Origin of the sequence: Virgibacillus sp. M23 (assembly GCF_034190895.1) — a bacterium.
Taxonomy (GTDB): domain Bacteria; phylum Bacillota; class Bacilli; order Bacillales; family Amphibacillaceae; genus Virgibacillus; species Virgibacillus salarius.
Genome location: NZ_JAWDHA010000061.1, coordinates 1 through 12,072 on the forward strand (window position 1 = coordinate 1; position 12,072 = coordinate 12,072).

10 protein-coding genes are annotated in these 12,072 nt (G+C 36.9%); 7 read left to right on the top strand and 3 right to left on the bottom strand.

What is annotated here, in order from left to right; all coding sequences use genetic code 11:
- Positions 1-278: 278 nt before the first annotated feature.
- The 7 genes from RVS70_RS17760 (at position 279) to RVS70_RS17790 (ending at position 6,015) form a co-directional block, all read left to right on the top strand.
- Positions 279-626 carry a hypothetical protein gene (locus RVS70_RS17760; RefSeq protein WP_205389451.1) on the top strand — a complete coding sequence of 116 codons (348 nt, stop codon included), beginning with the start codon at positions 279-281 and terminating at the stop codon, positions 624-626.
- A gap of 67 nt (positions 627-693) precedes the next feature.
- On the top strand, positions 694-867 hold the full coding sequence (locus RVS70_RS17765; protein WP_205389450.1) for a hypothetical protein: 174 nt from the start codon (positions 694-696) through the stop codon (positions 865-867).
- Positions 868-1,355: 488 nt separating this feature from the next.
- On the top strand, positions 1,356-1,865 hold the full coding sequence (locus tag RVS70_RS17770; protein WP_026682133.1) for a DUF4178 domain-containing protein: 510 nt from the start codon (positions 1,356-1,358) through the stop codon (positions 1,863-1,865).
- 28 nt (positions 1,866-1,893) lie between these two features.
- Entirely contained in the window at positions 1,894-2,562 is a 669-nt protein-coding gene (locus tag RVS70_RS17775; protein WP_026682132.1) for a PspA/IM30 family protein, read from the top strand.
- 103 nt (positions 2,563-2,665) lie between these two features.
- Complete coding sequence (locus tag RVS70_RS17780) at positions 2,666-3,271, top strand: DUF4247 domain-containing protein (protein ID WP_321134265.1); 606 nt, start codon at positions 2,666-2,668, stop codon at positions 3,269-3,271.
- Positions 3,272-3,321: 50 nt separating this feature from the next.
- Entirely contained in the window at positions 3,322-3,717 is a 396-nt protein-coding gene (locus tag RVS70_RS17785; protein WP_026682130.1) for a DUF350 domain-containing protein, read from the top strand.
- A 690-nt stretch (positions 3,718-4,407) separates the two neighbouring features.
- Positions 4,408-6,015 (top strand): polyamine aminopropyltransferase, encoded by a 1,608-nt coding sequence (locus RVS70_RS17790; RefSeq protein ID WP_051388371.1) that lies wholly within the window; start codon positions 4,408-4,410, stop codon positions 6,013-6,015.
- Between the two features lie 169 nt (positions 6,016-6,184).
- Here the strand turns inward: RVS70_RS17790 and RVS70_RS17795 are convergent, their stop codons facing one another.
- From RVS70_RS17795 to thrS, 3 genes are all read right to left on the bottom strand, one after another.
- Entirely contained in the window at positions 6,185-7,198 is a 1,014-nt protein-coding gene (locus tag RVS70_RS17795) for a serine hydrolase domain-containing protein (RefSeq protein WP_026682127.1), read from the bottom strand.
- A gap of 260 nt (positions 7,199-7,458) precedes the next feature.
- On the bottom strand, positions 7,459-8,790 hold the full coding sequence (locus RVS70_RS17800; protein ID WP_321134269.1) for an NAD(P)/FAD-dependent oxidoreductase: 1,332 nt from the start codon (positions 8,788-8,790) through the stop codon (positions 7,459-7,461).
- 273 nt (positions 8,791-9,063) lie between these two features.
- Positions 9,064-10,980: a threonine--tRNA ligase gene (gene thrS, locus RVS70_RS17805; RefSeq protein WP_228088849.1), complete on the bottom strand. Its 1,917-nt coding sequence runs from the start codon at positions 10,978-10,980 to the stop codon at positions 9,064-9,066.
- Positions 10,981-12,072: the final 1,092 nt, after the last annotated feature.

Sequence of the window (12,072 nt, forward strand, 5' to 3'; positions counted from 1 at the left end):
TAGACTAGAAATGAAACATAAGACGCTAAAAGCTGCATAAATAAAATTGATCTTTATTAAAAAAACTTAAAAATCATCAAGGAACAACTCTATGCATTTTTAAAAACAGCAATTATGAAATTGATTCTAATAGCTTTTATTTAACTTTTGTTTCTTTTAGTGATTCATTTAGTCACGAAGTAGAAGCAGCAAAAAAACCTAAAAGAGGTTATGTTGCTGCAACAACTACTTATCAGGCAGGAGGTCATAAATCTACCAGTAAAGGTATAGATATGTTTATGACTAAAGCTGATGCAAATGCATATGCTGCTAAGTTGAATATTAGTTATAAATCTACAATTGCATGGGCTGGAGCCTCTTTTATCCCTGGAATAGGTCCTTATATTTCAGTAGTGGGAGTTGCTTCTACTTTAGAGTCTCAAAAAAGAGCAAAGCAAATTTTAAAATTAACTAAAAAAGGAAAAAAAGTTCATGTTGCGATTCAAAGTGGTATGATATCTGTTAAAGAGTGGAATGGAAAGGCGTCATCTATAAAAACATCTATGCCCAAAAGTTCAACTAAAAAACGCGGTGGAATTACGACTAAAATAACCACTAAAGTTAATAAAAAACAAGTGAAATATTAATATTAAAATTCTCCCTCCTTCAGTTAAACTGAAATAAGGGAAATATTTACTTATAAGGAGATTCTATATGGATAAACGAAAGTATTTTATACTGTTGGTGCCAGCAATTATTATATTTGTAGCTCTATTGTTTTTATTACCAGAAGAAAATAAAATTTATTCACTATTTGTTCCAATTGTATTTTGGATAGTATATTACGGTTTGAAAGGGAAAACTAAACTTGATCAAAAAAATAGATAAAAGAAATCTTGTAAACATGGCGAGACCTAACTGAATGAGAGACAGAAAAAAGTACCCTAAGTCATATTTTAAATAAAACTAATATGCTCCCCGATAGATAGACAGATGAAAAAATAAATCTGTTTGCCTACTGGGGAGATTTTTTATGAGAAAATATAGCGTTTGGAAAGAAATATAAATGGAGATTTTAAATTTTTATAACAATAGCCAAATTACGCTTAATGATGTGGCCGAATATATAAAGTTGATTCTAAACCGATCAAAGATTGGCAAAGTAATTGTCGATTTTTTGGAGAAGAAGATTTAAAGGCTCACAAATCACAAAATATTAGAAGGGCCAGCTAAGCCAAAATTAGTTCTGTCGTATCCACTTAACGAAATGCTGTCCCATACAAAAGTCCTCAACATTTTGATAAAATCTGAAACTTATACATTTTTCATTCGTACTAGTATAATGAAAGTATGCTAAGATAAGTTGAGGTGAATAGATGAGTATATTGGGACGTTTATTTGGCAAAAAGAATGATACCAATAAACCAATACAAGAGAGAAATATGTTTAATCTTGAGATGAATGACATTGTAACCTTTGACCTAGAAGACTATAAAGTAGTCGGAAAAATCAGTTACGATGATCACGGTTTTAAATGGCATGCATATCAGCTCGAGGGTACACATAAAACTATATGGTTGAGTGTTGAAATGGATGATGAGCTCAACCTCGGAATGTATGAAAAGATTAAATTACCGCTTCAAGAACCGATCCCCAAACAATTAGAATATGATGGTACAACGTACTACTTAGATGAATCAGGGACCGCTAGAGTAATAGGGGTTGGCCGTAGTCAAAATCTATCAGGGATGACTTGTCACTATTTTGATTACTACGACGATGATGAAGAGAAATTCTTATCCATCGAAAAATGGGGCAATGAAATTGAAGTTAGCACAGGCTACGAAATTGAAGAGTTTGAGTTGAAAATTATAGCTAGCAAGTAACATAAAATACTATTTTGGAGGAATGAACATGTTCAAATTTTTTAAGCGAATGAAAACCGTTGTTGAGTCCGAATTAAATTCTGTTTTAGATAAGGCAGAAGATCCAGTGAAAATGCTTGATCAATTCATGCGTGACATGGAAGAGGATATTCGTGAAGCAGAATCTGCTGTTGCCAAACAAATCGCCAATGAAAAAATGATGCAGAAGAAATACGAAGATGCTCAAAAAATGGTAACAAAACGAGACGAACAGGCGATTAAGGCAATCGAAGCAGGTAACGACGATCTAGCTAAACGCGCACTAGAAGACAAAAAGATGCATCAACAAACTGCTGAGTCATTAAAAGAATCGTATGAACGCGCTAAACAAGACTCCGCTTCATTACGCAATAAGCTTGATGAAATGAAAGCAGAGTACCAAGAAATGAAGCTCAAAAAAGATTCATTAAAAGCAAGAGCTGAATCGGCAAAAACTAGAACTAAAATGAATCGTACCTTATCTGGGATTGGTAGCGATGAATCAAAACAAGGCTTCGAGCGTATGGAAGAGAAAGTATTAAAATTTGAAGCAGAGGCTGAAACCAGTGAAGATTTACGCAGTTCAAACCGTAGCTTAGATGATGAATTTGAAGCGTTAGAGAAAAGCGATGTCGATGATGAGCTTGCTGCTCTCAAAAAAAAATTAGGTAAAGAATAATACAAACACGTACAGCGTTTAACAAGTATATTCTAGACACTCAGAAGGAATATCCTCCTGAGTGTCTCTAATAGATAGATTTCCAAAAAAGAAGGTGAAACTTATGAAACGATCACTTTTCTTTATCTTGGTATCTGTTATGCTCCTGCTATCTGCATGTGGTAATAGTCAAGCTGGAACAACGACCGGATCATTTTTTACAGATGGGATTGCTGAATTTATCGATACAAATTATACATTTCAGGATGTTGTTACTAGTCAAGAAAGTTCCTCTGATGTTTCTGAGATTTACATAGCAGAGAATAAAAGCATTGATGAGGTAGTTACTGAGTTACAGGAGTATCAAGAGCCCAACAAGGTAAGTGAGAAGACCGATCAAAAGCAAGCACTCGTCTATGATGATTTATTTATTATTATTACAGAGGATGAGAATGATCCAGATAACTCTACCGTTGAAATAGCCTCTCAACAATTCGTACGTGATAATTATAATCCAAACTTTTTTAACGGGTTATTTGCACTTTGGGTGTTGGACGAAGTACTAGATGTTGACGATTGGGCTAAGAAAAGGAAAAATAAATGTAAGAATACAAATGACTGTTACGGAGGCTACATTTCCTCAGGAGGTTTCTACAAGAATTCAGGTGACTCCTCTAAATCGGTTAGATCATCTTCTGTTCGCGGAGGCGGTCCAGGGGCTGGAAAGTAGTTTGAAAAACGTAAGAAAGTTGATTAGTAACAAGAGAAAGGATGAATAACATGGAGCCATTTATTTTAACAGTTGTATACTTCCTCATTGCTATCGCGATTGTTTTAATCGGATTAGCTATTTTTGAAGCAATGACAAGGAAATATAAGGATTGGGATGAAGTACTTAAAGGTAATCATGCAGTCTCATTATCTATCGGAGGAAAAATTGTTGGTATTTGTATTATTTTAGCATTCTCCATTTATCATAGTGCTAGTATCGTAGATACGATTATCTGGGGTGCGGTTGGGATTGTACTGCAGATGCTTGCATACTTATTATTTGAATTATTCACACGTAAATTCTCTGTGGAAGAGCAGCTATTAAAAGGAAACATTTCTGTTGGCATCATTAGCATGTGTGTCTCTATCGGACTAGGATTCGTGATCGGTGCTTCCATAACATAACGTTTTATACATGAATAATCATGTGTGAAAATAAAGGAAACACCGAAGCTATAATCCGAGTATACGACGTTATATCCAGATAGTAGTTCAGCGTTTTATCGTTCAAATGGTGATGATCGCTACCAAAAGAATGGAAACAATAGTCCGTTCATTATGCAGGTAAAATATGGGTGACTCCTTGAAAATAGAAGAACGCTTTATCTGCGTGCGATGTATCGCTGCTGGAGCCTTCCATATCCTGCGGTAACAGCATGAGTTTAAAGCTCCACTCGGCTAAGCGAATTTTGCTTAGCCGAGTTTGCTTAGGCCGTATCCGTGGAAATCATCCCATTATTAAGATATACGCTCGGTTTAGTTATCTCTCATCTCCATTTATAAACATGTATATGTGCTATTCACGTTCTAAACAGAACCGAGTTTGGGAGAATAAAAGGAACACGTAAATACGCATGATAGCATAATAGACTTGTGGGTCTATTGTTTGGACTTTGTCTCATATTTGAAGTTAAACTAGCAAGATAGTGAAGCCTCATTCCTTGGGGGTTTTGTTTAACCCCCAAGGATGGCTAGTACCACAAGGGTATGACCTAAAGGCCCTTGAACCAATCGGACATTTACTGGCAGTTGTTACCCCCTCTTTCCTATAATAGTTTCACTGTTGCGTGAAGTCGGGGTATTACTGCCAGTTGTATGCAGGGTAAACTTTACACAACAACAAAAAGATCTTTTATACAAGGGGACCTACTTGTGACTGATTTAAATATGAAAAAAAGCAAGGCCATCTACTGGGCTTCTGGTATTGTATCCATTTGCGGGATTATCTTTGAAGTATTATTTGGTGCAGCTGGATCTTATCTGCTAGGGGATGGCGTGAAACAATATACGCTTACGATCTCCCTTTTCCTAACCGGTATGGGAATTGGTGCTTCCGTAAGTGAAAAAGTAACAAAAAATTTAATCCTATCCTTTGTTTGGATTGAATATTCCATTGGAATGCTTGCAGGGTTCTCCACCTTTGTATTATTCGGTGTTACTGCATTTTTAAGCTCTGGAATGGATGCATTTTTCCTTTATTTCATTACCTTAGTAGTTGGGGGGTTAACTGGTGTCGAGCTGCCTATTTTAATTCGCAAGGCAAACGAAATTGGTGTAACTGTACAAAAGAGTACAGCAAGAGTACTTTTCTCCGATTATGCTGGTGGTTTAATTGGTGGATTATTATTTGTCTATCTGTTTCGCCCACAATTCGGATTAGTTAAAACCGCATTTATTGTAGCAATTATAAATGTTGTAATAGCACTTTGGATATTAATCTATTTTAAAAAAGAAATAATTACCTTTAAGCGTCATTTGATAGCTGGAATAATAATTTTATTTGTTCTGGTGCTAGGAGTTTTATTTGGTGAAAAAACTGCATTTATGTTTGAACAAAAACTATACAAAGATCCAATCATATACAATGAACAAACTGACTATCAGCAAGTCATTTTAACAAAAGAACAAGGGGATTTACGATTATTTCTTGATGGACAGCTACAATTCAGTTCCGAAGATGAATATCGCTACCACGAAGTATTAGTACACACGCCTATGGCTACATCATCATCCAAGAACAAGGTACTCGTTCTTGGCGGTGGAGATGGACTGGCACTGCGGGAATTACAAAAATACGATGAAGTAAAATCGATGACATTGGTTGATCTAGACCCAAGAGTAACAGAAATAGGGAAAACAAATCATGAATTGACTAGCTTGAATAAAGATGCTTTTCAAGATGAGCGGGTTGAAATTATCAATACGGATGCCTTTCAGTTTTTAAAAAAGGACCAAACCTTATATGATGTCATTCTTGTAGATTTGCCAGATCCTAATAATGAGTCTTTAAACAAGCTATATACGCTTGAGTTTTATCAGCTGCTCAGGAATCATCTAAGGTCTGGTGGATCCATTATGATTCAAGCAACAAGTCCGACCTTTGCAACAGAGGTATATTGGTCAATAGATAAGACTGTTCAGGCTGCTAATCTGTATACAGATAACCTCCATGTCGATATCCCAAGCTTTGGAGATTGGGGGTTTGTGTTGGCAAAACGGGAAGAGGTCCAGCTAGATAATGCTGACATCTCTGTAGATACCAAATTCCTTACGAATGAGGTGTTACAAGGTCTTACAACATTCGGGAAGGATATAGATCAGGAAATAACGGACGATAAAGGGAATGAAGTAGCACTTGACATAAACACACTTATTCGCCCTAGTCTCATTGAAAAATATGAGAAAGCGTGGAGAAGTTACTAAGTGTATATGACTAAATACAGCTATGTCAGAAACCACGTCATTATGCATTTCTAAAGACACCCTTATACCCTCACTACAAGGTGCAGTTATGTTATCGCTGCTTAACAAGTGGGAAGTAAAATAAGTATACTATAAAAAATTGGCAGCCCTAGACGGAACTGCCAATTTTTTATAAATTATTTTCTAATTCCTTCATCACATGAAATGATCCTGTCGAAGTATTAGAGCATGCAACAAATATAATATCATTTTTCGGATAGTAACAAGCGTTAAAATTAACTCCTGGATCATAGCCCATTACATGGTACTTGAAGATAGAGTCATCCTGTTTGTCAAGCCAGACCCCGTACCCATAATACGTATTTCCTTCCTCATGTACATGAGGAGTAAATAACAGCTTCGTAAGATCTCGATTCAATAATTGATGGTTGAGCAGGGAACTCCAAAGCTTTGCCATATCCTCTACGGTTACAAAAGCTCCTCCATCTGCCCCGCCACGAACAGGTAAAGAATAGTGATTCGTTCGCCAGCTTCCATTTGCTTCATCTATATACCCTAAAGCTGTCTGTCCAGGCAACTGGTCGAATGAAAAATATCCCGAATCATGCATGTTCGCTCTTTGAAAAATATGGTCGTTTATATAGGCAGTAAACTCCTGTCCACTTATATGTTCAATTACCAAACCAAGCAATATATAGCCCGTGTTATTATAGTGGAACCGCTCCCCCGGCTTCAATTTCATCGGTTGATTATGAAAAAGAGGAAGAAAATCACGTAATTGTCTTAGATGATACATGGGCTGCTCTTTCCATAATTCTTCAAAATCATCCATCACTTCTTCATCAAAATAGTCTGGTACCCCAGCAGTATGTGTAAGTAACTGATGTATCGTAATGGTATCGTCCCAAAGTGGTAGCTCCATCCCGATGCAATCCTTTAGATGATCATGAAAAGATAGCTTTCCAGCTTGCACTAACTGACAAATAGCAATCGCTGTAAACAATTTACACCCAGAAGCAATACCAAATTTAGTATCCATTTCATTTGGCAGTTGCTCTGCCCGATTTCTGTAGCCTGCTTGTATTTTTGCTAAGACTTGCCTTTCGTTTTTCACAAGCACTGTCCCTGAATAATTAATCTTCTCTTGCACTTCCGTCAGTTTATTGGTTATTAATTGTTTCATAGTCTACGCCTCCATAGTTGCTTTTTTTCTTGAGATAACTGATATTTTCGGAAATAATTATGTACCTCCGAAAAAAAGCAAATGGATTATAGCGTTCTCATGATCATATATCTCATAACGATCTCCTCCTTTGAAAAGGATATCATCGATTTATATCAACCGCAATAAAATTATTGGAAAAAATCGAAAATAAATTGAAGGCTTACTGCCAGTTAAATGCGGGATAAACTTTTTAGGGTTGCATAGCATTGCTAGTTTTTTTATTTATTCTTATGCGCTATCTTGTTTTTCAAAATGGCATTTCCTACTGTTGGATGAAAAAGATGCATTGGAGGCTGTAGCAAATTCATGACCTTTACTAATCGAAGATAAATATCAGGATCTATAGCGGATAACTCATAAATCTTTCTCGTGTACCACTGCTTAAATGGTAAAATAATAGACCTCTCCCCCTTAATATCAGGATGTCTCAACACTTCCGTGGTTGCCATATCCCACGGAGTAGATATGAGCTTAGCTATTCTTCTATGAAATGCCTTATTAAATTTATGATCCATATTTTCCTGATCAGCTAAACATGATTGGAGTGCTAATGCCTCCATGGCAGCAACGGATATTCCTTGTCCAAAAACTGGGTCAAAACGACAATGGGCATCACCTACAACCAAGAGACCAGCTGGTACATTGGCTAAATCAAATCTTCGCCATACTTGATAGGGTATCTTATGTATGTTGATCTCGGAAATCGGCTGCGTTTTTTCGAGAAATTGCGCAACATCAGGTACTGGTATTTTTTTGGCATACGCATGAAATGCTTTTTCCGTTTTTGGAGGCTGTTCATTAGCATAACCACTAAAGGTTATAGAAAATCGTCCACCTTCTACAGATTGAATAAAAGCTCCATAGGGATTTTCAGGAAAGCTAGGTGAGATCAATAGATTACACCAATCCATTTCTTCCTCCTGCTGCAAACGAAAATATTGGGTAGCATAAAAAAGCTTAATCGCGACCTTCTCCTCTTTCACATGTATACGAAACGGCTTTAACCACTCCATATTCCTAGAGCCAAATCCACTAGCATCAACTACTAAGTCAGCAGCAATGGATTCTTCCTCTTGTGTTTGCAGATACTTTACTTTAACCCCTGTAACTTTGCTATAGCGTTCATTGGCCAATAGTTGTTCAACACGTGTTTCATATTTGACCTCTATATTTTCCACCTGATTAATCCGCTGCAGTAAATGCCATTCCAACAATGGCCTACTCTGTTGTACCATCACTAGTTCCCCAGTAAATCGCTGTTTCCAAAACCCAAAATGATGCCATTTTAAATCTCGAGTAAAGTTATTGATAATTCCCCCATCCGCAATTAAGTTATCAAGAAAACACGGGAACAATTCTTCGATGGCCTCTTCTCCACCTTTTAGTAGAACATGCGGATGATAGGTTTGCGGTACTCGCTTTCTTGGTGTTTTTTCCTCCCAATTTGGCCCTGCCTCTAAGATGATTACTTTCTGACAATATCTTGATAAGGCCTTTGCAGCTAGTTTTCCAGCAACACTTCCACCTATAACAATTGCGCTCTTTAACATGTATCATTCCCCATTCCGTTATATCCTTTTGATTATTCTCAGTATAAGGTAACCCTCTCCTTTTTAAAATAATCAATTAGTTTTATTTTCTAACTATTCACGCAACGAATTACGTATACCTTGCTATAATATGGTTGATATAAGAGGAGTGATATCATGAATTTTTCACTAACGAAGCGGTAGAAATTTTAGAGCGTACCCCGAGAAATCTAGAAATGACCCCAAAACAGATTGAGGTCATTCTTTTTATTACGTCAAATTTTATCCTATCTACTATAGCGCTCTTTGTTTTATTTGATGAATCATTTTTTCGATAAATTTATCTACATCCATACTTTCGGATTGCTGCTTACCATAAGCACGAACATTTACTGTTTTATTTTCTATTTCCTTATCTCCAAGAACTAGCATATAAGGAATCTTCTTCATCTGCGCCTCTCTAATTTTATATCCCAGCTTCTCATTTCGATCATCTATTTTTACTCTTATCCCTAGCTCCTTAAGTTTCGCTTGAACATGAAAGCAATATTCAGCATGGACCTTTGATACAGGAATGATTTGTGTCTGTATTGGTGCTAGCCAAATTGGAAATGCACCAGCAAAGTGTTCAATAAGAATACCAAAGAATCGGTCAAGAGAACCGAAGATTGCTCGGTGAATGACTACAGGTCGAACCTTTTCATTGTTTTCACTTATATAAGATAGATCAAATTTATCTGGCATTTGAAAGTCGAGCTGAATTGTTGCGCACTGATGACTTCGATTTAAGGCATCTTTAATATGAAAATCGATTTTCGGACCATAGAAAGCCCCGTCTCCAGCATTGAGCTGATAATCAATATTTAGATCATGAAGCACATTTGATAATGCCCCTTCTGAAACTGCCCATAGCTGGTCATCCCCTAAAGAATTGGCTGGACGTGTGGAGAGTTCCACCGAATAAGAAAAACCAAATGTACGATAAACATGATCAATCAGATGAAACACTTGCTTAATCTCTTCTTCTATTTGATCTTCCCTTACAAAGATATGGGCATCATCCTGACAAAATGTACGTACACGTAGCATTCCATTTAAAGCACCACTAAATTCATGGCGATGAACCTGACCAAACTCCGCCATTCGAACTGGTAAGTCTCGGTACGAGTAAAGATTATTTTTAAACATCAACATATGTCCAGGGCAGTTCATTGGCTTCAGTGCAAAATCCGTATCATCAACTTCTGTAAAATACATATTCTCATGGTAATGATCCCAATGTCCTGATTGTTCCCACAGACGTTGATTCATCATTAATGGTGTACGTACTTCTAGATAGTTTGCTTTATTTTGTACTTCTCGAGAAAAATTCTCTAATTCGTTACGAATAATTTGACCATTTGGTAAGTAAAACGGCATTCCTGGTGCTTCTTCGGAAAACATAAAAAGCTCTAATTGCTTTCCTAATTTCCGATGATCTCGCTTTTTGGCTTCTGCTAAGAAATGAAGATGATTGGCTAAATCTGCCTGCTTCTTAAAGGCAAAGCCATAGATACGTTGTAAAACCTCGTTTTCACTATCACCTCGCCAATAGGCTCCTGAGATATGCGATAGCTTAAATGCTCTAATAAAGCCAGTATGCGGCACATGGGGACCACGGCATAAATCAATAAATTCTCCCTGCTGATACAGTGCTATTTCTTCATCCTTCGGTAGATTGTTTAGTAAATCTAGTTTAAATGGCTCTTTTTTCTCCTTAAATACCTGGACAGCCTCTTCATAGGATACTACCTTTCGATTCACTTCTAGCTTTTCCTGAATAATGTTCTTCATTTCTTTTTCGATAAGCTGAAAATCATCCAAGCTCAAGCTATGGTCAAGTTGAAAATCATAATAAAAGCCATTGTCAATGACTGGACCAATTCCTAGCTTCACGCCTCCGAACAACCTTTTTACCGCTTGGGCTAATACATGGGCAGTCGAATGTCGCATAACTTTAATACCCTCAGCTGAATCCATTGTTAATATAGCAACAGATGCATCCGCTTCTAATCGGTAGCTTAAATCGACTAATCTACCATCAACCTTTCCTATAATTGCATGTTTGGATAAGCTTTGACTAATGGATGATGCTACATCTGTAAGTCTAATCCCCTTCGGATATTTTTTTGCTTTTCCATCCGGAAATTGAATATGAATTGAATTTTTCATTTTAGATCCTCCTTAATAATATTCATTATCTTTTCATTTTGGCTACAATAAAAAACACCCATCCCTAGTACAGGGACGAGTGTCTTACCCGTGGTTCCACCCATTTTCCCAATGAACCATTTACGTTCATTGGCTTATGGTGCTGTAACGTAGCTTTACGGTACTGGATACTTTATTTCCCCAATACGGCTTCCAAGGTGGTAAATCATTTTCCTTCGTTAGGAAGATCGCAGCTTTCCTTCCCTCTCTGGTAACGGCAAAAAATAATTCATGTCCTCTTCATCGCCATTCGATCGCATACAATTAACTTGCTTAGAGCGAAAGCGCAAGCGCCCGATTAGAAACGTAGGGACTGGAGCGAGTCAACGAAGATAAAGGAATCACGGTGAGCTTGCGAACCGATGATAACTTATCGTAAAGCGATTCGTGAAGTCCAATCGTTTCTGGGCGCTTCCCAACACGCCCCTATTTATCCACATGGGCCAATTTTTTATATTTTCCTAGAGACTACAAAAAACACATCCATCCCTAACATAGGGACGAATGTGTTAATTCGTGGTTCCACCCAACTTCCCAATAAACAATAGGCGTTCATTGGCTTATGGCGCTGTAACGTAGCTTCACGGTACTGGATACTTTATTTCCCCAATACAGCCTCAGAGGTGGTAACTTACATTATAGGTTAGGAAGTTTTCAGCATTTCTTCCTTCTCTGGAAACCGTCTAAAGTAACTCATGTCCTCTTCATTGCCTTTTCATAACGTTTAATTTTTATATATGCTACACCAAATCCAAGGAAAAAACAAGTGGTAATCACATAGTTTTTTAATCCCTTTTTCATAAACTTTATTCTAAATGGGGCTTGGATTTTAGCATTTACTCAGGAAAAAATTTTACTCTAAACTGTTATCATTTTCCTATTACTTTTATCTATTATTTCGATTTATTATCGTGTTAATACTAATTCTGCCAGCAGTCTCTTTGATCGCACTCCCTTTTCTATCTATTCGGGATGGGTTTCTTTAGCTAGTATAAGTTAATGTATTTACTTACCTCACCAGAAATGATTTCACTTCCTTTTTTAGTTTAGGAG

Bases quoted from the DNA above. Each gene is read 5' to 3' on its own strand.
- RVS70_RS17780 (WP_321134265.1), top strand. From the start codon at position 2,666: ATGAAACGATCACTTTTCTTTATCTTGGTATCTGTTATGCTCCTGCTA.
- RVS70_RS17770 (WP_026682133.1), top strand. From the start codon at position 1,356: ATGAGTATATTGGGACGTTTATTTGGCAAAAAGAATGATACCAATAAA.
- RVS70_RS17765 (WP_205389450.1), top strand. From the start codon at position 694: ATGGATAAACGAAAGTATTTTATACTGTTGGTGCCAGCAATTATTATA.
- RVS70_RS17795 (WP_026682127.1), bottom strand. From the start codon at position 7,198: ATGAAACAATTAATAACCAATAAACTGACGGAAGTGCAAGAGAAGATT.
- RVS70_RS17775 (WP_026682132.1), top strand. From the start codon at position 1,894: ATGTTCAAATTTTTTAAGCGAATGAAAACCGTTGTTGAGTCCGAATTA.
- RVS70_RS17800 (WP_321134269.1), bottom strand. From the start codon at position 8,790: ATGTTAAAGAGCGCAATTGTTATAGGTGGAAGTGTTGCTGGAAAACTA.
- RVS70_RS17785 (WP_026682130.1), top strand. From the start codon at position 3,322: ATGGAGCCATTTATTTTAACAGTTGTATACTTCCTCATTGCTATCGCG.
- RVS70_RS17790 (WP_051388371.1), top strand. From the start codon at position 4,408: ATGCAGGGTAAACTTTACACAACAACAAAAAGATCTTTTATACAAGGG.
- RVS70_RS17760 (WP_205389451.1), top strand. From the start codon at position 279: ATGACTAAAGCTGATGCAAATGCATATGCTGCTAAGTTGAATATTAGT.
- thrS (WP_228088849.1), bottom strand. From the start codon at position 10,980: ATGAAAAATTCAATTCATATTCAATTTCCGGATGGAAAAGCAAAAAAA.